Genomic DNA, 21,493 nt, shown 5'->3' with positions numbered 1-21,493 from the left:
CGGGATCCCTCCGTGGAGGGTCCGGCGGGCGCTGTCGGCCGTGGTCAGGCCCCGGTCAGCCCTCGGTCAGGGGGTGACGCCGTTCTGCTGGAGCGCGGCGTAGGGGTCGACGGGGTCGCCGGCACCGGGGCGCACCTCGAGGTGGAGGTGGGGACCGGTGCTGTTGCCGGTCGAGCCGACGTAGCCGATCACGTCGCCCGCGGCGACCGTGTCGCCGACGGAGACGGCGATGGACGACTGGTGGGCGTACCACATCTCCGTGCCGTCCTCGAGGGTGATGACGGTCTTGTTGCCGTAGCTGCCGTTGTAGCCCGCCTGGGTCACGCGACCGCCGGCGACGGCCTTGATCGTCGTGCCCGACGGGGCGGCGAAGTCGAGGCCCGTGTGGTAGCCCGACGCGTAGTAGGACTCCGCCTGGCCGAACCGGTTGGTGAGCCGGTAGCTCGCCACGGGCAGCACCCAGGCGTTGGCGGCGACGCGCTGCGCCTCCTGCTCGGCCGCCTGGCCGAGCTCGCTGTAGGCCGTGCTGAACTGCTGGGCCATCGCCTCGGTCTGCTGGAGGTCGGCCTCGTCGACCGTGTCCTCGAGGGCGTCGCGCTCCGAGTCGCGGCTGACGGCCCGGTTGCGCTCCGTGAGGAGGTCGCCGCTCGAGGCCATCGTGGTGCCGGACATCGCGCCGCTGGCCGCGACCTGGGTCGTGGCCTCGTCGACGTCCGTGGTGGTGCCGGTGCCGCCGGCCGTGAGGGCGCCGCCGGTCGAGATCGCGAGCACCGCCACACCCGCGAGGACGGGGCCGGAGGGACGGACGGGGATGCGGAAGCCGGTGCCGGTGGAGGCGGGCTTCTGCTCCTTGACCGCGCGGCGACGTCCCGGCTCGGCGGAGCGGGCGGCGGCGGACTGGGCGCGGGCCTCGGCCTTCGCCTCCGCGCGGGCCTGCGCCGCGTAGCCACGCACGTCGTACGTCGTGGGGGCGGGGACGCTCGCGGTGACGGCGGGGAGCGTCAGCGTCGTGTCCTCGAACCGGGTGCCCTGGTGCGCCGGGCGGAGGGGTGCCGCCGGGGCGGGGCTCGTGGGGACGGCGTGCTCGATCGTGGGGGTGCTGCTCTCGGCGGTGACGCTCCGCTCGACCGTCGTGGCACGGCGGCGCGGCTCGGGGCGGGCCGCGCGCTTGCCTCCGACGGGGCGGGCTGCGTCACCAGAGGTCGATCCACCGAGGCGGCGGGAGCCGCGGTGATCTGCTCGGTGGTTGCCCATGTACCTCTTGATCCTCGTTCTTCTGCGGGGCGCGGGGGCACCCTGCAATCGGTCCTCGGGAAGTCAGCGCCCGACTGTAACGGACGTCGGAGCCCGCTGGAAATCGCGACACCGCGGTTTCTGTGGAGAAGACCCGTCCGATCGGACAGGTCCGGACGTCGTCCTCACCTCGTCTCCCGTGGCGCCCGCACGGCGCGGTCGCCCGTGCTTGTGACTGCCGTCACAAGGGTACGGCGAGGAGAGGACCCGTGTGTCGGCACGGGGGACGCGGGTCTATCGTGCGCCGAGGAATCCGGACTCTCACCCTCACTACCAAAGGAATGGTCGGATCGTGGACCTGATGGAGTACCAGGCGAAGCAGCTCTTCGCCAAGCACGGCGTGGCGACCACGCTCGGCACCGTCGTCGAGACGGCCGAGGCGGCGAAGGCTGCGGCCGAGGAGATCGGTGGTGTCACCGTGATCAAGGCGCAGGTGAAGGCCGGCGGTCGCGGCAAGGCCGGCGGCGTGAAGATCGCCAAGACCGCGGACGACGCGTTCGAGCACGCCTCGAACATCCTCGGCATGGAGATCAAGGGCCTCACGGTCAACCGCGTGCTGGTCACGCCCGCGACCCCGCCGGAGGAGGAGTACTACTTCTCGTTCCTGCTGGACCGGTCGAACCGTCAGTACCTCTGCATCGCGTCCGTCGAGGGTGGTGTCGAGATCGAGGAGGTCGCGAAGACCAATCCCGAGGCCGTCCGCCAGATCCCCGTGGACCCGGGCACCGGCGTCGACGAGGCCAAGGCCCGCGAGATCGCGACCGACGCCAAGTTCCCCGAGGCCGTGTTCGAGCAGGCCGTGGAGATGATCCAGGCGCTCTACAAGGTCTTCGTCGAGGAGGACGCCACGCTCGTCGAGGTCAACCCCCTCGCGCGCCTGGCCGGCGACAAGCTCGAGGCGCTCGACGGCAAGGTCTCCCTCGACGAGAACGCGTCGGAGTTCCGCCACCCCGAGCACGCCGACTTCGAGATCCGCGAGGAGGCCGACCCGCTCGAGGCGAAGGCCAAGGACCTCGGCCTCAACTACGTGAAGCTCGACGGCCAGGTCGGCATCATCGGCAACGGCGCGGGCCTCGTGATGAGCACCCTCGACGTCGTGGCCTACGCCGGCGAGGCGCACGGCGGCGTGAAGCCCGCCAACTTCCTCGACATCGGTGGCGGCGCCAACGCCCAGGTGATGGCCAACGGCCTCGACGTCATCCTCAACGACCCGCAGGTCAAGAGCGTGTTCGTCAACGTCTTCGGTGGCATCACCGCGTGCGACGAGGTCGCCAACGGCATCAAGGGCGCGCTCGAGCTCCTCGGTGACTCCGCGACGAAGCCGCTGGTCGTCCGCCTCGACGGCAACAACGTCGAGCAGGGCCGGGCGATCCTGGACGAGCTGGCCCACCCGCTCGTCACGCAGGTCGACACCATGGACGGTGCGGCCGACAAGGCCGCCGAGCTCGCCAACGCCTGAGCCGGGGAAAGAAAGAGACGAGAGAAGCAATGTCGATCTACCTGAACTCCGACTCCAAGATCATCGTCCAGGGCATCACGGGTGGCATGGGTGCGAAGCACACCGCCCTCATGCTCGACTCGGGCGCCTCGATCGTGGGCGGCGTGAACGCGCGCAAGGCCGGCACCACGGTCACCCACAAGGACGCGGACGGCAACGACGTGGAGCTGCCGGTCTTCGGCAGCGTCGCCGACGCCATCAAGGAGACGGGCGCCAACGTGTCCGTCCTCTTCGTGCCGCCGCCGTTCACCAAGGACGCGGCCATCGAGGCCATCGACGCCGAGATGCCGCTCATCGTGGTCATCACCGAGGGCGTCCCGGTGCAGGACACGGCCGAGGTCTGGTCCTACCTGCAGGGCAAGTCCACCCGGATGATCGGGCCGAACTGCCCCGGCATCATCACGCCGGGCGAGTCGCTGGCCGGCATCACGCCCCACACCATCACCGGCAAGGGCCCGGTCGGTCTCGTCTCCAAGTCGGGCACGCTGACCTACCAGATGATGTTCGAGCTGAAGGACTTCGGCTTCTCCACCGCCATCGGCATCGGCGGCGACCCGATCGTCGGCACGACGCACATCGACGCGCTCCAGGCTTTCGAGGAGGACCCGGAGACCAAGGTGATCGTCATGATCGGCGAGATCGGCGGCGACGCCGAGGAGCGGGCCGCGGCGTACATCAAGGAGAACATCAGGAAGCCGGTCGTCGGCTACGTGGCGGGCTTCACCGCGCCGGAGGGCAAGACCATGGGTCACGCCGGCGCGATCGTGTCCGGCTCGGCCGGCACGGCGCAGGCGAAGAAGGACGCGCTCGAGGCCGTCGGCGTCAAGGTCGGCAAGACGCCGTCCGAGACGGCGGCGCTCGCGCGGGAGATCCTGCAGAGCCTCTGATCCACGCACGACGGCGCCGGTCCCGCTCAGCGGGGCCGGCGCCGTCGCCGTTCTCGGGGATGGGCGGGCCGCGACCCGCCCGCCACCATCGACGTGTAACGCGGTGTCCGGGCTACTGGAGCAGCGGTCGACCACCGCACAGGTAGCACGAACACCGCGTTACACGAGGTGGGGGAGGGGGCGGCGGGAGCCTCAGCCCTCCAGCCCGTACGCCGCCTTCTGGACCGCCGCGGTGAAGATGGCGTCCATGCGGTCGTCCATCCCCTCGAGCTCGAGGGGGCCGGCCAGGTCGCGGTAGGAGACGAGCACGACGTAGGTGCCCACCAGCGCCGCGCCCTGGTGGTCGAACCACGCGGCGTCGCAGTCGTCCTCGGGGCAGGCCTCGGGGGCCAGGTACGACGTGGCCCACCAGTACCCCTCGGCCCCGTCGGGCACGACGATCGTCGGCTCGCGGTCCTCGACCGTGATGTCCTGGCCGCGGACGGGTGCGTCGCACGCGGAGATCCACGACGCGACGGTGTCGTACGCGGCGTCGGCCTCCTCCCGCGAGTCGAAGGCGAGCACGGCGGAGTTGATCGCCGAGTCACGCAGCTCGGGCACGTCCGGGTCCGGCGTCGTGCCCGGCTGCTCCGTGATCGGCGCGGTGAACTCGGCGTACGCCGCGTTCGCGAACCCGAGCACCTGGAGCGCCTGCGGTTCGCAGGCGAGCGTCGGCTCGTCCGACGGCTCGATCTTGGCCCACGGGTCGCTGCGCTCCGGCGGCGCCGGCAGGTCGGCCGTCGTGAGCAGCTGACCGGGCGCGACGGTGACCTCCGGGCCCGTCGTCCCGCCCTCGTCGCCCCCGTCGGGATCGACGGGGTCGGCGCCCGAGTACGACGGCAGGTCCTGCCCGGCGTAGTAGCGCATCGCCAGCACCGTCGGCACGTCGAGCTCGAACCCGTCCGACGTGAGCGCGTCCAGGTCCGACGGGCCGGCCGAGGCGTCCCAGTTGCTGCTGACGAGCACCGCGTTGGCGACCCGGTAGAAGCGGACGCTCCCGGCGCCGAACTCCAGCGCGTCCTCCGGCCCGTCGGTCGCGTAGGACTGCACCTGGAAGGTCTCGTCGAGCGGAGCGGCCGCCTCCGGTTCGCCCGCGACGACGTCGTCCATCGAGGAGGCCTCGTGGGCCTCGCCGCCCGCGAAGGGACACCGCGCGAGCGTGGTGCGGACGTCGTCGACGAAGGCCGTGGCCGCGTCGGCGTCGGCGAAGGTCGCGACGGAACGCGCGTACGCCAGCGGCTCGCCGTCGGCCTTGGCGATGGTGGACGCCCAGTCCACCACGCCGTCGGCGGAGACGAGTCCCACCTGCTCGTCGCAGGCGTAGAACGCCGTCGCGTCGAGCTCGTCGTCCCTCGCGCCGCCGGGCACCACCTCGAGGCCAGCCTCGAGCGGGAAGTCCTCGGGCACGTCGGTGCGCACGTCCGACGCCACGGAGGGAGCCGGCGTGGGGCTGTCGGCCGGGCCGGGCTCGTCCCGGTCGGACAGCATGTCGCCGAGGGCCACGCCGCCGGTGCCGACGACGCCGACGACCACGAGCGTGGCCGCGGCGGCCATCGCCCGGGCGCGACGGCGACGGCGGTCCCCACGACGGCGGACCTCCTCGGCGGGCAGTGCAGGCATGGGACGTCCTGAGCGGGAGAGCGAGCGGAGCCGGTCGAACGGGTCGCCGGAGGGGTCGGGGATCTGGTCAGGCATGGGTGGTTCCCTCCCGGAGGTCGGGGGTCTCGTCGGAGAGGAGGGTCACGAGGGCGGAGCGCCCCCGGGACAGGCGGGCCTTGACGGTGCCCTCGGGCGACCCGGTCTCGCGGGCGACCTGGGCGACGGGGAGGTCGCAGACGTGGTGGAGCACGAGGGCCTCGCGCTGGGCCGCGGGGAGCCGCCGGAGGGCGGCGACCACCGCGACGTGGTCCTCCGAGGGACCGTCGGCGGTCGTGGCGGCGCCGAGCGCCCGGTCCGGGTCGCGGCGGGACCGCGACGTACGCCGCCAGCGGCTCACCGCAAAACGGTGGGCCACGGTGCGCACCCAGGCCTCCGGGTGCTCGACCTTCGCCAGCTTGCGCCGGTGGGCCCAGGCCCGCACGAAGGCCTCCTGCACGCACTCGTGCGCCTCGTCCCTGTCGCCGATCATGGCCGACAGCTGGTTGACGACACGTTGGAACGACGCCTCGTAGAACGCGTCGAAGTCGGCCTCGTCCATCTCACCTCCCCGAGATCGTCCGGCCGGGGTGCCCCCGGCCGATCCGTCGGGGAGAAGACGCCCCGGGTGCCCGCCCGGTTGCACCGGCGGCCGAGATTCTCGCCGTCGGTGCCGACGGGCGGGGATCAGCCGGCCGGATCGGCGATGAGGAGGCGCTCGCGGGCGCGCTGCACGAGCGCGACGAAGGTGTCGTCGTCGAGGTCCGCGTCCCCGGCCGGCACGAAGGCGACCTGGGTGACGAGGTTGCCGGCGCGGGCCACGCCCATGAGCACGCGGACCGTGCTCTCCTCGTCGACCCGCACCTCGAGCTCCCAGGCGATCATGCGGCCGGACGCGTCGTCGCCGCTGCCGATGACCTCCGCCGAGGTGACGAGGTCCTGCTCGACGCAGGCGGCCAAGCGGTCCGCGATGGTGCCGACGAAGCCGTCGGCGACCTGCTGGTCGCTGAGGCGGCCGCTGGTCTGGGCGAGGCCGAAGGTCGCCGGCAGGCCGGCGTCGGGGATCACGAAGGTGCGCGTGGTCGGGTCGGTGAAGCCGTCGGTGAACCCGGCGCGGTCGCACACGGTCGCCGCGGGGTTGTCCTCGGGCGTCGTCGGACGCGTGCCCGACCACGGCAGCTCGATGCCCGGCACGGGCGGGAGGTCGACGGGGTCGAGCAGGGTCGGGGCGTCGCCCGTCGGCACCGGGAGGCGGGGCTCGAGCGCGGGCGAGGTCGAGCAGGCCCCGCCGGCCTCGGACTCGCAGACGCGGTCGACCGCGCTGGCGAGCAGCTCGACGACCGGCTCCCGGGCGTCCGACTCGGTCGAGGCGGCATCGGCGACCACCACCGTCGTGATGTCACCGGTGCGCGCGATCGCCGCGGTGACGAGCGACTGCGGTGGACCGCCGACCCGCACGGTGAAGGCCAGGGCCGTGTCGCCCACGCCGGTCACGTCGTAGGTGCCGAGCACCTGCGCACGCGGCTCGTCGCAGCCGCCGAACCACGAGGCCCAGGACTGCAGCGTCGCGGTCGCGGACTCCGGGTCGCGGGACAGCTCGCTGGCCTGGAACGCGCGCAGGGAGGCGCCCTCGGGGGTCGTCGCCCGGTGGGCGCTCACGAACCCGGCCAGGCCCTCGGCATCGGCGTACCGCGACTGCTGGCAGGGGAGCACGAGGCCGTCGCCGCTCGTGTTGTCGCTCGTCGTGCTCGTCCAGGCGCTGTCGGGGGACAGGAGCTCGATCTCGCTGGTGGGCAGCAGCTGCGCGGTGGTGAAGCTCTCGGCCAGCTCGGGGACCGGCCCGAGGACCGGGGTCTCTGCCGGCGCCTCGCGGTCCACCGAGCGCGCCAGCGAGGTCGCGGTGCCGTCGGCGTCGTGCACGACGGCACCGGAGACGACCAGGGCGAGGCACGCCAGCGCGACGCCGCCGACCGTGTGGACCCGGCGACGCCGCTGCCCGGCACGCCGCACGATCGACGGGCGGGGCCAGCGGACGTCGACGAGCGTCGCGGTCACGGCCGAGAGCGCGCCCTCCACCTCCTCGGGCGTCGTCAGCCCGCGGTGCTCGGCGAGCTCGGCGCGGCCGACGGCGAGGTGCTGCGCGCCGTCCTCGACGGTGACCCCGACCTCGCGGGAGGCCTCGGCCAGGGGGAGCCGGGCGACCTCGGAGGCCACGAGCATGCGGCGTGGCGCCCAGTCGAGGTCGCCGAGCACCTCGAGGGTGCGGGCGACCTCCGGGTCGATGTCCTTCTCGCGGTGCCACGGGCGCGTCGTGGCCCGTCGGGAGGCGTTCGCCCAGGCCCGGGGGCGCACCTCGGCCTCGGGCTCGCCCCGCGCGTTGACCTTCGTCCAGTGGTGCCAGCCGACGACGAACGCCTCGCGCACCGCGCTGCGGGCGGCCGGCAGGTCGCCCGTCAGCAGGTAGGTCTGCGCGAGCAGTCGGTCGCGCGCGTCCTTGTAGAACGCGTCGAACTCATCGGGGTCGGCCATGGCGGCGACCACGGTAGCGGACCTCCACGGGCCCGGTCGCCTCGCCGGCGGAGGCACGGGTCACGCCCGCCGGGGGCCCGGCGTGTCGGCGGGAGGCTCCGGGGAACGGCCCTCCGCCGCGGCGAGGATGGGCGGCGATGACCTCCGTGCTGCCCTCGTTCCGTCCCACCGCGCCGCCTCCCGGCGGCCAGCGGGGGCTCGTCCTGCTCGCCTCCGCCGGGGGTGCGGTGGCGGCCCTCGCGACGCTCGTCGTGTGCCTCGGCGTCGCCGTCGTCGGCTGGTTCGCCACCGACGCCGGCGCCCACGGCCGCCCCGTGGGGGCGATGCGGGTCGGTGCCCTCGGCTGGCTCGTCGGCCACGGCTCGGGGTTCCGCGTCGAGGGCACGTCCGTGACCCTCGTGCCGCTCGGCATCACGCTCGTCTGCGCCGCCGTCTGCTGGCGCTGGGGCCAGCGGGTGGGGGAGCGGCTCGCCGGCCACGGCCCCGATGCCGCCGCCCTCGGCCGGGGCGAGCGCGACCTCGTCGTGCCGACCGCGGTGGCGCTCTTCACGGCCGGGTACGTCGTCGTGGCCGTCCTCACCGCCGTGCTCGTGCCCGACCCGGAGGAGGGCGTCTCGCTCGTCCGGGTGCTCCTGGCCTGCCTGCTGCTCGCGGGCGGGGTCGGCGGGGCGGGGATCGCGGTCGGGTCCGGGCGGGCCGCGGTCTGGACGCCGCAGGTGCCGCAGGAGGTGCGGGACGGCCTCGTGGCCGGTGTCGCCATCGTGCTGGCCTGGACCGCCGTGTCCGGTGTCCTGCTGGCCGTCGGGCTGGGCCTCCGCTTCTCCGAGGCGGCGTCGGTGCTCTCCCGCTTCCAGACCACGCCGGGCGCGACGATCCTGCTCGCGGGGGTCGCCCTGCTGCTCGTGCCCAACGCGCTCGTGCTCGCCTCGTCCTACGGCCTGGGCGGCGGCTTCGCGCTCGGCACCGGGACGGTCGTGGCGCCGTCCGCGGTGCTCCTCGGGCAGGTGCCCCTCTTCCCGCTCGTGGCGGCGGTGCCCGACGCCGCCCTGCCGTCCTGGGCGGTCTCCTCCCTCGCGGTCGTGCCGTTCGTCGTCGCCGCGGCGGTGGTGGCGCTCGTGCAGCGCCACCGTCCCGTGCTGGCCTGGGGGACCGCGGCGGCGCGCGCAGCCGGCGCCGGAGCGGGCGCGGCCGTCGCCGTGGCGGTCGTGGCGGCGCTCGCCGGGGGTGCGATCGGCCCGGGCCTGATGGCGGACGTCGGGCCCCTCGTGGGCGACGTCGCGATGCGCGCCCTCCTGGCGTTCACGACGGGCGGGGTCGTCGGCGCCCTGCTGACGACCTGGCACCAGCGCCGCACCTCCGCCGGCGACTGAGCCCTAGACTCCCGCCCCGTGCCTGCTTCCCCCGCCGCCAGCCCGTCGCCGGAGACCGCGCCCGCTCGGCTGGTGGTCCTCGTGTCCGGCTCCGGCACCAACCTGCAGGCGCTGCTCGACGCCCACGACGACCCGGCGTACGGCGCGCGCGTGGTCGCCGTCGGCGCCGACCGCGACGGCATCGAGGGCCTGGCGCGGGCCGAGCGCGCCGGCGTACCGACCTTCGTCGAACGGCTCGGCGACGCTCCCGACCGGGCCGCGTGGGACGCCTCCCTGACGGCGGCCGTCGCGGCCCACCGACCGGACTGGGTCGTGCTGGCCGGTTTCATGAAGCTCGTCGGGACCACCTTCCTCACGACCTTCGACCAGCGGGTGGTCAACACCCACCCCGCGCTGAGCCCCGCGTTCCCCGGCATGCACGGCCCCGCCGACGCCCTCGCGCACGGCGTGAAGGTCAGCGGCGCGACGCTCTTCGTGGTCGACGCCGGCGTCGACACGGGCGTCATCGTCGCCCAGGTGCCGGTGCCGGTGCTCGAGGACGACGACGTCGCCGCGCTCCACGAGCGGATCAAGGTGGCCGAGCGCCGCATGCTCGTCGACGCCGTCGGCCGGCTCGCGCGCGACGGCCTGGTGGTGGAGGGCCGCACGGCGCGGTTCGGCCGCACCGCCGACGTGCACTAGCCTCGGGGGCACACGACTGGCGCAGGTGGGAAACCACCAGGGAGTGAAACGAGCGCATCGACCGCCTGGGTGCGCCTCGAGTCCGCTGCACCACCCCCCGCGAGGAGTCACCCGTGAGCACCGACCAGATCCCCGTCCGTCGCGCCCTCGTCTCGGTCTACGACAAGACCGGGCTCGAGGACCTCGTCCGCGGCCTCGCCGACGCCGGCGTCGAGCTCGTCTCGACCGGCGGCTCGGCCGCCCTCATCGCCGGTCTCGGCCTGCCCGTCACCAAGGTCGAGGACCTCACCGGGTTCCCCGAGTGCCTCGACGGCCGCGTGAAGACGCTGCACCCCCGGGTGCACGCCGGCATCCTCGCCGACCGCCGCCTCGACTCCCACGTCGCGCAGCTCGCCGACCTCGGCGTCGAGCCCTTCGACCTGGTGGTCGTCAACCTCTACCCGTTCACCGCGACCGTCGCCTCGGGCGCCACGCCCGACGAGTGCGTCGAGCAGATCGACATCGGCGGACCGTCGATGGTGCGCGCCGCCGCCAAGAACCACCCCTCGGTCGCGGTGCTCACGTCCCCGGCGGCGTACGACGCGGCCCTCGCCGCCGTCGCCGCCGGTGGCTTCACGCTCGAGGCCCGCCGCGCGCTGGCGGCCGAGGCGTTCGCGCACACGGCGGCGTACGACGTCGCCGTCGCCTCCTGGTTCGCGCAGCAGGCCGCGCCCGGGGGCTTCCCGGCCTTCGCCGGGTCGACCCGGCGCCTCAGCACGCCCCTGCGCTACGGCGAGAACCCGCACCAGCACGCGGCGCTGTACGTCGACGGCTCGGGCGGGCTCGCCGAGGCCGAGCAGCTGCACGGCAAGGAGATGTCCTACAACAACTACGTCGACACCGACGCGGCCCGCCGGGCGGCCTACGACTTCGACGCCCCGGCGGTGGCGATCATCAAGCACGCCAACCCGTGCGGGATCGCGGTCGGCGCCGACGTGGCCGAGGCCCACCGCCGTGCCCACGAGTGCGACCCGGTCTCCGCCTTCGGCGGGGTCATCGCGACCAACCGCCCGGTCTCGGTCGCCATGGCCGAGCAGGTCGCCGAGGTGTTCACCGAGGTCGTCGTGGCGCCCGACTACGAGGACGGCGCCGTCGAGGTGCTGGCCCGCAAGAAGAACATCCGCATCCTGCGCTGCCCGGAGGCGCCGGCCGCGCCGTACGAGTTCCGCACGATCTCCGGCGGCGAGCTGGTGCAGTTCCGCGACGCGATCGACGCCGAGGGCGACGACCCGGCCAGCTGGACGCTGGCCACCGGCGAGGCCGCCTCGGACGAGGTGCTCGCCGACCTCGCCTTCGCCTGGCGGGCCGTGCGGGGCGTGAAGTCCAACGCGATCCTGCTGGCGAAGGACGGCGCCTCGGTCGGCGTCGGCATGGGCCAGGTCAACCGCGTCGACTCGTGCAAGCTCGCCGTCGAGCGGGCCGGTGACCGGGCGCGTGGCTCCGTCGCCGCGTCCGACGCCTTCTTCCCCTTCGAGGACGGTCCCCAGATCCTCATGGACGCCGGCGTGACCGCGATCGTGCAGCCGGGCGGCTCCGTGCGCGACGAGCTCACGATCGAGGCCGCGAAGGCGGCGGGCGTGACGATGTACTTCACCGGCACGCGCCACTTCGCGCACTGATCGCACTCCCTGCGATCCCCGACGACCTGGTCACGAGAGGACGAACATGACCGCGCAGAAGCTGGACGGCACGGCCACCGCGAAGGCCATCAAGGGCGAGGTGGCGGCCCGCGTGGCCGCGCTGGCCGCGAAGGGTGTCGTGCCCGGGCTCGGCACCGTGCTCGTGGGCGACGACCCGGGCAGCCGGTGGTACGTCAACGGCAAGCACAAGGACTGCGCCGAGGTGGGCATCGCCTCGCTGCGCGTGGAGCTGCCCGCGACGGCCACGCAGGAGGAGATCGAGGCCGCCGTCCGCGAGCTCAACGCCGACCCGGCCTGCACGGGCTACATCGTGCAGCTGCCGCTGCCGAAGGGCATCGACGAGAACCGCGTGCTGGGCCTCATCGACCCGGCGAAGGACGCCGACGGCCTCCACCCGACCAACCTGGGGTGGCTCGTGCTGGGCGAGGACGCGCCGCTGCCGTGCACGCCCTTCGGCATCGTCGAGCTGCTGCGCCGCCACGACGTCCCGATCGCGGGTGCCGAGGTCGTCGTCGTCGGCCGCGGCGTCACCGTCGGCCGGCCCATGGGCCTGCTGCTGACGCGGCGCAGCGAGAACGCGACCGTGACGCTCTGCCACACCGGCACGCGCGACCTCGCGGCCCACGTGCGCAGCGCCGACATCGTCGTCGCGGCGGCGGGCGTGCCCGGCATCATCGCGGCCGACATGGTCAAGCCGGGGGCGGCCGTGCTCGACGTCGGTGTCTCCCGCGTCGACGGCAAGATCGCCGGCGACGTCGCCGACGACGTCTGGGACGTCGCGGGCTGGGTCTCGCCCAACCCCGGCGGCGTGGGCCCCATGACGCGGGCCATGCTGCTCGCCAACGTGGTCGCGCTCGCCGAGTCGCGGGCCTGACGTGAGCGGGCGGCGGCGCATCCTCCCGGCCCGCGTGGGGGGCTACGTCTACCTCGTGGTCGCCGCGGTCTGCGCCGTCGCGCTCTGGGTGGCGGTGCAGGACGACTGGCGTGCCGGCATCCGGTGGTTCTCCCTCGCCCTCGTGGCCGGCGGGGCCGCGCGTCTCGTGCTGCCGGAGAGCCAGGCCGGCATGCTCGCCGTCCGCAACCGCTTCCTCGACGCGGGCGTGCTCGTCGCCCTCGGGGTGACGCTGTTCGCGCTCGCCACCGACATCCCCGAGCAGCCGGGCGCATGAACCGTCGGCGCGGGTCGTCGACCGCCCCCGCCCTGGGGGCGGTCGCCCTCGCCCTCGCCCTGCTCGCCGGGTGCGGCACCGGCCCGGAGACCATCGGGCCCACGGGCGTCGACGAGCTCGTCGTGCCCTCCCCGAGCCCCGACCCGGCGGACTTCGTCGCCGACGTCGACAACGCGTGGTGGCCGCTCGTGGGCGGCTCCACCACGACGTACGACGACGGGACCGGCCGCCTCCTGCGCCGTACCGTCGCGACGGCGGCGGAGCGCGTCGGCGGGGTGCAGGCGGTCGCCGTGCGCACCGAGGCCGTCGCCGCCACGTGGGGCGACGACGCGCTCCCGGTGCCGCGCACCGAGTGGTTCGCGCAGGACCGACGGCGGAACGTCTGGCTCGTCGGAGGAACCCTCGCCGACGGCTCCCGCTGGGAGGCGGGTGTCGACGGTGCCGCAGCCGGCCTGGTGGTGACGGGCACGCCGCGCACCGGCGACGGCTACGTCCGGCGCGCGGCGCCCGGCCTGGCCGACGTGCGGGTGCGCGTGCTCGAGGTGGGGGAGACGACCACGGTCGGCGGCGAGGAGGTGGAGGTCGCGCGCCTCGAGGTGACGACCGCCGGCGCGACCGCGGCGGAGGCCGAGGCGGCGGAGGGCGGGCGGCCGAGCGCGGGACGCACGCGTGCCGAGCAGGTCGGCGAGGAGGTGCTGGCGCGGGGCGTCGGGCCCGTGCGCCTCACGGGTCCGCTGGGCGACTGGGTGCTGGTCGCCCCCTGATCGGCCGGTGACCCCCGTGACACCCGAGGGCCGACCTGCCAGGCTGTCCCAGGCGTCAACGGCCACCGCGGATCAGGTATCTTGACGTCGAGATTTCCGCCCGAACGCCTCGAAGAGCCCAGGAGTCGACCTCACCCATGGCCAAGATCATCTACACCCACACCGACGAGGCGCCGCTGCTCGCGACGTACTCCTTCCTCCCGATCATCGAGGCCTACGCCTCCACGGCGGGCGTGGACGTGGAGACCCGGGACATCTCCCTCGCGGGCCGCATCATCGCGCTCTTCCCCGACCTCCTCACCGAGGAGCAGCGCCTCGACGACGCGCTCGCCGAGCTGGGCGAGCTCGCGAAGCAGCCCGAGGCCAACATCATCAAGCTCCCCAACATCTCCGCCTCCATCCCGCAGCTCAAGGCCGCGGTCAAGGAGCTGCAGAGCCAGGGCTACGCGATCCCGGACTACCCGGAGAACCCGCAGACCGACGAGGAGAAGGCGACCCGCGCGAAGTACGACAAGGTCAAGGGCTCCGCCGTCAACCCCGTGCTGCGCGAGGGCAACTCCGACCGCCGCGCGCCCGCGTCGGTGAAGAACTACGCGAAGGTGCACCCCCACCGGAACAAGGCGTGGTCGGCCGACTCGAAGACCTCGGTCGCCACCCTCGGCCACGACGACTTCAAGACGAACGAGAAGTCCGTCGTCATCGGCGACGCCGACACGCTGACGATCGTGCACACCGCCGCCGACGGCACCGAGACGGTGCTCAAGGACGGGCTGGCCGTGCAGGCGGGCGAGGTCGTCGACAGCACCTTCCTGTCGGTGGCCGACCTCCACACCTTCCTCGCCGACGCCCTGGCGAAGGCCAAGGCCGACGACGTGCTGTTCTCCGTGCACCTCAAGGCCACGATGATGAAGGTCTCCGACCCGATCATCTTCGGCCACGTCGTGAAGGCGTACTTCGCGGACGTCTTCGCGCAGTACGGCGACGACCTCGCCGCCGCCGGCCTCAACCCCAACGACGGCCTCGGCTCGATCCTCTCCGGCCTCTCCGCGCTGCCGAACGGCGCCGAGATCCAGGCGGCGTTCGAGGCCGCGCTCGCCGAGGGCCCGCGCCTGTCCTACGTGAACTCGGACAAGGGCATCACCAACCTGCACGTGCCCTCCGACGTCATCATCGACGCGTCCGTCCCCGCGCTCATCCGCAACGGCGGCAAGCTGTGGGGCGCCGACGGCGGCGAGGACGACACGCTCGTCGTCATCCCCGACTCGTCCTACGCGGGCGTCTACTCCACGGTCATCGAGGAGAACAAGAAGAACGGCGCGCTCGACCCCGCCACGATCGGCAGCGTGCCCAACGTCGGCCTCATGGCGCAGGCGGCGGAGGAGTACGGCTCGCACGACAAGACCTTCGAGGCCCCCGCGGACGGCACCATCGAGGTGCGCGACTCCTCCGGCGCCGTGCTGCTCGAGCACGCGGTGCGCGCGGGCGACATCTGGCGCGCGACGCAGACCAAGGACGTCCCGATCCGTGACTGGGTGAAGCTCGCGGTCACCCGCGCCCGGGCGACCGGCGCGCCGGCCGTGTTCTGGCTCGACGAGGAGCGCGCCCACGACGCGAACCTCATCGCGAAGGTGAAGGAGTACCTGCCCGAGCACGACACCGAGGGCCTCACCATCGAGATCATGGCGCCGGACGAGGCGACGGCGTACTCGCTGGAGCGGATGCGTCGCGGCGAGGACACGATCTCGGTGACGGGCAACGTGCTGCGCGACTACAACACCGACCTGTTCCCGATCCTCGAGCTCGGCACGAGCGCGAAGATGCTCTCGGTCGTCCCGCTCATCAACGGCGGTGGTCTCTTCGAGACGGGCGCCGGCGGCTCCGCGCCGAAGCACGTGCAGCAGCTCGTCGAGGAGAACTACCTGCGCTGGGACAGCCTCGGTGAGTTCTTCGCGCTGGCGGCGTCGTTCGAGCACCTCGCGACCACGACGGACAACGCGCGGGCGCAGATCCTCGCCGACACCCTCGACCGGGCCACGGGCACCTTCCTCAACGAGGACAAGTCCCCGACCCGTCGCGTCGGTGGCATCGACAACCGCGGCTCGCACTTCTACCTCGCGCTCTACTGGGCCGAGGAGCTCGCGCAGCAGACGGAGGACGCCGACCTGGCGGCCGCCTTCGCCGCGCTGGCGGGCACGCTGCGCGAGAACGAGCAGAAGATCGTCGACGAGCTCGTCGCCGTGCAGGGCAAGCCGGTCGACATCGGCGGCTACTACCGTCCGGACGGCGCGAAGGCCGACGCCGTCATGCGCCCGAGCGCCACGCTCAACGAGGCACTCGCCTCCCTCTGAGCCCTCGCTCCTCCGCACCGGGTGCGGTCCGTCGTCGCGACGGACCGCAACCGGTGTGCGTTCCGGCATCATGGAGAGGTGAACCCGCGACGTACCCCCGCCTCCCGCTCGCTCCCGGCCCTCGCTGCGGCGGCCCTGTCCCTCGGCGCGCTCGTCGGCTGCTCCGAGGTGGAGGACGCCGTGCGCGACACCGCCTCGGAGGCGGGCTGCCAGGTGGCCCAGGAGGCCGTCGACGGCATCACGGGCGAGGCGCGCCAGGCCGTCGACGACCTGGGTGCCGACCCGGCCGCCGCCGAGCAGGAGCTGCGCAACCTCCGTGACGCGGTCGCGACCGCCGCCGACGGGCTGTCGGGCGAGGTCGGGACCCACCTGGAGGAGGCCGAGGCCGCGCTGGACGACCTGGTCGCCCAGGCCGAGGCCGCCGCCGACGGCACCCAGGTCGACGAGGCGGTCGTGCAGTCGGCGGAGAGCGAGCTCGACACCGCCGTCGACGAGCTGACGCAGGTCTGCTGAGGCCACCGGTCCGCGTCGGGTGAGGGGGCGTCGGGCGGGCCGGTGGAAAATGGGGCGCACATCGTCGGTGGGTGCACCTAGCGTGGTGCCTCGCCATGAGCGACACCTCCACCCTCTCGGACCCCTCCACCGCCCGCGACCGCGCAGCGGCGGAGCGCTCGGCGCGCGCCGCTGCGGACGGGCGGCAGCGCATCGACTGGCGACGCCTGCGCGGGCCGGCCGCGACGGTCGCGCTCGTGCTCTCGTTCCTCGGTGCGCTCGGCGAGACGCTGGGCACGGTGGTGGCCGGTCGCCTCGCGGCAGGCCCGTCCGGCCTGCTCGTCGGCGTGCTGGCGGCCTGCGTCGTCGGCGGCGCCGTCGTCGACGCCGTCGGGCGGGTCGTCTGGGCCGGGGTGGTCGACCGGGCCGAGGGGCGCCTGCGCGACGACCTCCTCGACGCGGCGCTCGACCAGCCGCTCGCCGCCCTCGGCGAGCAGGGCGTGGGGGAGATCCTCGACCGGGTCGACGACGACACCCACGACGTGGGCACGCTCGCCCGGCGCCAGGTGTGGAGCGCGTTGCGCACCGTGTTCGCGGCGCTGCCGATGTGGATCGTCGCGGGCGTCACCTGGTGGCCCGCCTGGCTGCTGTTCCCGGTGATGGCCGTGGTGGTCGGGGCGGCGGTCCGCCCCCTCCTGCCCGACCTCACCCGGCGGAAGATCGTCGAGGAGGTGGCCTGGACCGACCACGCCACGGCCTTCGAGGAGGGCATCGCCGCCCGGGACGACCTGCGCACGTCCTTGGGGCAGGCCTACGTGCTGCGGCGCGTCAGCGAGCTCGCCGCCGTCGTGCACGCGCGCCTGCGCTCGGTGGTGCAGCGCCAGATCCAGGTCACCTACCGCACGGGCCTCCTCCTCCACGCCCTCCTGGCGGCGGTCGGCGTCGTCGGCGTCGCGCTCGTGCTGCAGGACGACCTCACGGTCGCGCGGCTCGTCACCCTCTTCCTCGTCACGACCCTGTTCGTGGGCCAGGTCGAGGAGATGGCGCGCCACCTGCCCGACCTCCAGGCCGGCCTCGGTGCCCTCGTGCGCCTGCGCCAGCTCCACGAGGCCGAGCGGGAGCCCACGGACGGCCTCGCCGTCCCGGGCGGGGCCGTGGAGGTGCGCTTCGCGGGCCTGGACTTCACGTACGCCGAGGGCACCTTCCGTCTCGTCGTCGACGACCTGGTGGTGCCGGCCGGCGAGACGTTGGCCCTGGTCGGGCGCTCCGGGTCGGGCAAGTCGACGCTGGCGGCCCTGGTCTCCCGCGCCCAGGAGCCGCCGCGGGGGAGCGTGCTCCTGGGCGACGCGGACGTGCGCGATCTCGACCTGCAGGCCCTGCGCCGCACGGTCGGAGTCGTCACGCAGCGCACGGAGCTCGTCGCCGGCACGCTCGCGGAGAACATCGCCCTCTTCGGGGACGCGCCGCCGGGCGCCGTCGAGGCGGCTGTCGACGACCTCGGGCTGGGTCCCTGGGTCGCGGGCCTGGAGCACGGGCTGGACACCCGCCTCGGCCCGGGCGGCACCACGCTGTCGGCGGGCGAGGAGCAGCTGGTGGCGTTCGCCCGTCTCCTGGTCCGCGACGTGCAGGTGGTCGTGCTCGACGAGGCCACGGCGCGCATGGACCCGCGCACCGAGATGCTCGTCGTGCGGGCGGCCGACCGGCTCCTGCGCGGCCGCACGGGGCTCCTCGTCGCCCACCGGCTCTCCACGACCGAGCGTGCCGCGCGGGTCGCGGTGCTCTCCGACGGGCGCGTGGTGCAGCAGGGCGCCCGCGCCGTGCTCGCCCGGCGGCCCGGGCCGTTCCGCGACCTGCTCGACGCCGCCGACGAGGTCGAGGCGGCCGACGAGGTCGAGGCGGCCGCGGCGGATCCGTCCACGACGTCCGCTGACCCGACCGGGATCGGCGCGGTCCGCCGTCGGGGCGAGCCCCCGCAGAGCCGCGACCCCGGGCCGGGACCGAGCCTCGCCCGCGGGATCGTCAACGCACTGATGGTGCGCCCGTGGTGGGGCCTGTTCGCGACGGCCCTGTTCCTCGCCTCCGCGCTGGCGGGCGCCTTCGGTGCCGTCTCCGCGTTCCTGTGGGGGCGCATCGTGCAGCAGGTCGCTGCCGGCGACGCCGCCGTGGGGCTGCTCGTGGGCCTCGTCGTCAGCCTCCTGCTCGGCCCGGTGCTCCTCAACGAGGCGATGCGGCGCTACCCGCGGTGGTGGATCGAGATCCTCCTGCGGGTGCGCACCAACGTGCTGGTCGCCCAGACCGACCAGCGTCGGCTGCCGCGCGACCCGGCCGGGGAGATCGCGGCGCGTGCCATGGACGCGGACCGCTTCGCGCGGTACGCCGATCGCTGGGTCGACTTCACCAACGCGGCCTTCATCGTCGTCGTGACGACGGTCCTCGGCGGGAGCCTCCTCGCCGGAGGCGTGCTGCTCGCGGTGATGGTGGGAGCCGCCGCCGCGTCCGCGCTGGGCCGACCGGTCGCCGGTCGGTCGGCGGCCACCGCCGCGACGGCGCGGGCCGGCTTCGGGCGCGCGCTCGTGTCGGTGCTCGACGCGGCGCGCACGGTCAAGCTGGCCGCGGCCACCGACGACGTGCGGGCCCACCTGCGGCGGGTCGACGCGGGCCGGGTCGACGCGGCGGTGCGCGAGCACCGGGTGCAGGCGGCGCTCGACGGCGTGCCGCTCGTGATCGTCCAGCTCGGGGTGGTGACGGCGTGGGGCGTCTACCTCGCCGGGGGCTGGGACCTGGCGACGGCGCTGCTCGTGGCCGCGGCGGTCACCGGGTTCGACTACTTCGGCCTCGTCGTCGGCTGGGTCATCACCGAGGCGCCGGGCACCCGTGCCTGGCAGCGGGCCACGGCCACCTTCGCCGGGGGGCGCGACCTCACCAGGCTGCCGCGTGGCGTCGACCTGGTCGCCGGCACCGCGCCGGCTCCCGTGGTCCCGGAGCCCGTCGAGCCGCTCGAGGCGCTGCACCTGCGTGGCCTCACCGCCGTCCACGACGACGGCACGATCGGCGTGGAGGGGGTGGACCTCGACGTACGCCGCGGTGAGCTCGTGCTGCTCCTCGGTCAGGTCGGGTCGGGCAAGTCGAGCCTGCTCGGCGCCGTGGCGGGTCTCGTGTCGCACCGCGGGGAGCTGCGGTGGAACGAGCGGGCGGTCGACGACGCCGAGACGTTCCTGCGACCGTCGCGCGTGGCCTACGTGGCGCAGGTGCCCCGGGTGCTGTCGGGCACCTTCGCCGACAACCTCCGGCTCGACCACCCCCGCGAGATCGGGGTCGCGGCGCGCACCGCCCGCCTGGAGCGGGACCTGGCGGCCGCCGGGGGGCTCGACGCGATCGTCGGTCACCGGGGGGTGCGGCTGTCGGGGGGACAGGTCCAGCGCGTGGCGCTCGCCCGGGCCCTGGCGACCGAGGCCGACCTCCTCGTGGCCGACGACGTGTCCAGCGCCCTCGACGCGACGACGGAGCTCGAGCTGTGGCGGGCCCTCCGCGACCGCGGCACGACGGTCCTGGGCTCCACCTCGAAGCGGTCGGCGCTGGCCCGGGCCGACCAGGTGGTCGTGCTCGTCGACGGCCGCATCGCCGCCACGGGTCCCTGGAGCGAGCTGGCCCCGTCGTGGGGACACCTCGCGGGCTGAGGCCCACCCCGGACGTCATGCGTCCCGGCGGCCGGGGCGGCCGCCCCGCACGACGTCCCGGGTGGGAGCGGCCCCCTGTTGCCCCGGTCACGCCCGCTGCGCGGAATGGGTCCGACGCGGTCGGTCGTTGCAGGATGAGTGCCGATGACGACCTCGACCCCCGTGCCCCCGACCGACGGTGCCGTCCCGCCTCCCGTCGCCCCGACCGGCCCGACCGGTCCGACCGGAGCCCCCGTCTCGGGTGCGCGGGTCGCCCTGGCGATCGTCGCGCTCGCGCTCGGCAGCTTCGCGATCGGCACGACCGAGTTCGTGACGATGGGACTCCTGCCCGACATCGCGGAGGGCATCGACGAGTCGATCCCGACGACGGGGCACATCATCACGGCTTACGCCGTCGGCGTCGTCGTCGGGGCCCCGCTCATCGTGTCGCTGGGGGCGCGCCTGCCGCGGCGCGAGCTCGCGGTCGGGCTCATGCTCGCGGTGGCCCTCGGCAGCGCCGCCACGGCGCTCGCGAGCGGCTACCTGCCCGTGATGCTGGCCCGTCTCGTCGCCGGGCTGCCCCACGGCGCCTACTTCGGCGTCGCCTCGCTCATCGCCGCCTCCCTCGTGCGCCCGGAGGCGCAGGGACGCGCCATCAGCGGCGTCATGGTGGGTCTGTCGGTGGGCACCGTCGCCGGCGTCCCCGCGTCCACCTGGCTCGGCCAGGAGGTGGGCTGGCGCTCGGCGTACTGGATGGTCGTCGGTGTCGGCGTCGTCGCCGCCGTCCTGGTGCTGCTCGCCGTCCCGCATACGCCGGGCGACCGGACCGCGACCGTACGACGCGAGCTCACCGCCCTCCGCCGTCCTCCGGTGCTGTTCGCGTTCGGCACCGGCATGATCGGGTTCGGCGGCATCTTCGCGATGTACAGCTACGTGGCGCCGCTCCTCACCGACGAGACGGGCCTGGCGGAGAGCGCCGTGCCGGCGTTCCTCTTCGTCTTCGGGGTGGGTTCCGTCATCGGGTCCTGGCTGGCCGGGATGCTGGCCGACTGGAACATCGGGCGCACCGTGGTCGGGGGCTTCGTGGTGTCGATCGTGGCCCTCGCCCTCGTCGTCCCGCTGGCGGGCATCCCGGTGGCAGTGGGCGCGATCGTGTTCACGGTCGGGATGCTCGGCTCCGTCCTCGCGATCGCGCTGCAGGTGCGGCTGATGCGGGCGGCCGGCGACGCGCAGATGCTCGGCGCCGCGCTCAACCACTCGGCGCTCAACATCGCCAACGGCCTGGGGGCCTTCCTCGGCGCCATCGTCATCGACGCGGGCTACGGCTACCGGGCTCCGAGCGTCGTCGGGGCCGGTCTGGCCGCCGCGGGTCTGCTCGTGTTCCTGGTCTCGCTGGCCGTCCAGCGGCGCACGGCGTCCGCCGCGTCCGTCCCGGCCTGATCGCCGACCGCAG

16 protein-coding genes and 1 riboswitch are annotated in these 21,493 nt (G+C 74.3%); of the genes, 12 read left to right on the top strand and 4 right to left on the bottom strand.

The genetic code is table 11. The annotated features are described in order from the left end of the window. Nucleotides 1–66: 66 nt before the first annotated feature. Complete coding sequence (locus tag QE405_RS08895; protein ID WP_307199857.1) at nt 67–1,254, bottom strand: M23 family metallopeptidase; 1,188 nt, start codon at nt 1,252–1,254, stop codon at nt 67–69. A gap of 331 nt (nt 1,255–1,585) precedes the next feature. On the opposite strand from QE405_RS08895, the gene sucC reads away from it, so the two are divergent. Together sucC and sucD are read left to right on the top strand one after the other, a co-directional pair. Then, nucleotides 1,586–2,752, top strand: coding sequence for an ADP-forming succinate--CoA ligase subunit beta (gene sucC / locus QE405_RS08890; RefSeq protein WP_307199855.1), 1,167 nt, complete (start codon nt 1,586–1,588; stop codon nt 2,750–2,752). 29 nt (nt 2,753–2,781) lie between these two features. Continuing rightward, a complete protein-coding gene (gene sucD / locus QE405_RS08885; protein WP_307199853.1) occupies nt 2,782–3,678 on the top strand; it encodes a succinate--CoA ligase subunit alpha in 897 nt (298 codons plus the stop codon). A gap of 192 nt (nt 3,679–3,870) precedes the next feature. On the opposite strand, the gene QE405_RS08880 is transcribed toward sucD, so the two are convergent. From QE405_RS08880 to QE405_RS08870, 3 genes are all read right to left on the bottom strand, one after another. Next, nucleotides 3,871–5,412: a hypothetical protein gene (locus tag QE405_RS08880; RefSeq protein WP_307199851.1), complete on the bottom strand. Its 1,542-nt coding sequence runs from the start codon at nt 5,410–5,412 to the stop codon at nt 3,871–3,873. Further along, nucleotides 5,405–5,914, bottom strand: coding sequence for an RNA polymerase sigma factor (locus tag QE405_RS08875; protein ID WP_307199849.1), 510 nt, complete (start codon nt 5,912–5,914; stop codon nt 5,405–5,407). Before QE405_RS08875 ends, QE405_RS08880 begins: the two co-directional genes overlap by 8 nt. Before the next feature lie 125 nt (nt 5,915–6,039). Continuing rightward, entirely contained in the window at nt 6,040–7,881 is a 1,842-nt protein-coding gene (locus QE405_RS08870) for a hypothetical protein (RefSeq protein WP_307199847.1), read from the bottom strand. Nucleotides 7,882–8,018: 137 nt separating this feature from the next. On the opposite strand from QE405_RS08870, the gene QE405_RS08865 reads away from it, so the two are divergent. From QE405_RS08865 to QE405_RS08820, 10 genes are all read left to right on the top strand, one after another. Then, nucleotides 8,019–9,251, top strand: coding sequence for a cell division protein PerM (locus QE405_RS08865; protein WP_307199845.1), 1,233 nt, complete (start codon nt 8,019–8,021; stop codon nt 9,249–9,251). Between the two features lie 18 nt (nt 9,252–9,269). After that, a complete protein-coding gene (gene purN / locus QE405_RS08860) occupies nt 9,270–9,932 on the top strand; it encodes a phosphoribosylglycinamide formyltransferase (protein ID WP_307199841.1) in 663 nt (220 codons plus the stop codon). 9 nt (nt 9,933–9,941) lie between these two features. Next, a riboswitch (ZMP/ZTP riboswitch) is annotated at nt 9,942–10,010 on the top strand. A gap of 35 nt (nt 10,011–10,045) precedes the next feature. After that, nucleotides 10,046–11,590 carry a bifunctional phosphoribosylaminoimidazolecarboxamide formyltransferase/IMP cyclohydrolase gene (purH, locus tag QE405_RS08855; RefSeq protein ID WP_307199839.1) on the top strand — a complete coding sequence of 515 codons (1,545 nt, stop codon included), beginning with the start codon at nt 10,046–10,048 and terminating at the stop codon, nt 11,588–11,590. A 46-nt stretch (nt 11,591–11,636) separates the two neighbouring features. Next, nucleotides 11,637–12,485, top strand: a complete 849-nt coding sequence (locus QE405_RS08850; protein ID WP_307199837.1) for a bifunctional methylenetetrahydrofolate dehydrogenase/methenyltetrahydrofolate cyclohydrolase — start codon at nt 11,637–11,639, stop codon at nt 12,483–12,485. 34 nt (nt 12,486–12,519) lie between these two features. After that, nucleotides 12,520–12,780, top strand: coding sequence for a DUF3017 domain-containing protein (locus QE405_RS08845; RefSeq protein ID WP_307199834.1), 261 nt, complete (start codon nt 12,520–12,522; stop codon nt 12,778–12,780). Further along, entirely contained in the window at nt 12,777–13,544 is a 768-nt protein-coding gene (locus tag QE405_RS08840; protein ID WP_307199832.1) for a hypothetical protein, read from the top strand. Before QE405_RS08845 ends, QE405_RS08840 begins: the two co-directional genes overlap by 4 nt. Nucleotides 13,545–13,681: 137 nt before the next feature. After that, the gene (locus tag QE405_RS08835) at nt 13,682–15,892 is read left to right on the top strand and encodes an NADP-dependent isocitrate dehydrogenase (RefSeq protein WP_307199830.1); all 2,211 of its coding nucleotides are present in this window, start codon (nt 13,682–13,684) and stop codon (nt 15,890–15,892) included. 78 nt (nt 15,893–15,970) lie between these two features. Continuing rightward, nucleotides 15,971–16,405, top strand: a complete 435-nt coding sequence (locus tag QE405_RS08830) for a hypothetical protein (protein ID WP_307199828.1) — start codon at nt 15,971–15,973, stop codon at nt 16,403–16,405. A 95-nt stretch (nt 16,406–16,500) separates the two neighbouring features. Further along, nucleotides 16,501–20,061: an ATP-binding cassette domain-containing protein gene (locus QE405_RS08825; protein ID WP_307199826.1), complete on the top strand. Its 3,561-nt coding sequence runs from the start codon at nt 16,501–16,503 to the stop codon at nt 20,059–20,061. Nucleotides 20,062–20,205: 144 nt separating this feature from the next. Next, on the top strand, nt 20,206–21,480 hold the full coding sequence (locus QE405_RS08820; RefSeq protein WP_307199824.1) for an MFS transporter: 1,275 nt from the start codon (nt 20,206–20,208) through the stop codon (nt 21,478–21,480). Nucleotides 21,481–21,493: the final 13 nt, after the last annotated feature.

The organism is Nocardioides zeae (assembly GCF_030818655.1).
GTDB classification, from domain to species: Bacteria; Actinomycetota; Actinomycetes; order Propionibacteriales; family Nocardioidaceae; genus Nocardioides; species Nocardioides zeae_A.
This window is presented reverse-complemented; position numbering and strand designations above follow the sequence as displayed.

Coding starts and splice junctions, on each gene's coding strand:
- QE405_RS08870 (WP_307199847.1), bottom strand. CDS start 7,881: ATGGCCGACCCCGATGAGTTCGACGCGTTCTACAAGGACGCGCGCGAC.
- QE405_RS08895 (WP_307199857.1), bottom strand. CDS start 1,254: ATGGGCAACCACCGAGCAGATCACCGCGGCTCCCGCCGCCTCGGTGGA.
- QE405_RS08835 (WP_307199830.1), top strand. CDS start 13,682: ATGGCCAAGATCATCTACACCCACACCGACGAGGCGCCGCTGCTCGCG.
- QE405_RS08820 (WP_307199824.1), top strand. CDS start 20,206: ATGACGACCTCGACCCCCGTGCCCCCGACCGACGGTGCCGTCCCGCCT.
- QE405_RS08840 (WP_307199832.1), top strand. CDS start 12,777: ATGAACCGTCGGCGCGGGTCGTCGACCGCCCCCGCCCTGGGGGCGGTC.
- QE405_RS08850 (WP_307199837.1), top strand. CDS start 11,637: ATGACCGCGCAGAAGCTGGACGGCACGGCCACCGCGAAGGCCATCAAG.
- QE405_RS08825 (WP_307199826.1), top strand. CDS start 16,501: ATGAGCGACACCTCCACCCTCTCGGACCCCTCCACCGCCCGCGACCGC.
- sucD (WP_307199853.1), top strand. CDS start 2,782: ATGTCGATCTACCTGAACTCCGACTCCAAGATCATCGTCCAGGGCATC.
- QE405_RS08880 (WP_307199851.1), bottom strand. CDS start 5,412: ATGCCTGACCAGATCCCCGACCCCTCCGGCGACCCGTTCGACCGGCTC.
- QE405_RS08865 (WP_307199845.1), top strand. CDS start 8,019: ATGACCTCCGTGCTGCCCTCGTTCCGTCCCACCGCGCCGCCTCCCGGC.
- QE405_RS08875 (WP_307199849.1), bottom strand. CDS start 5,914: ATGGACGAGGCCGACTTCGACGCGTTCTACGAGGCGTCGTTCCAACGT.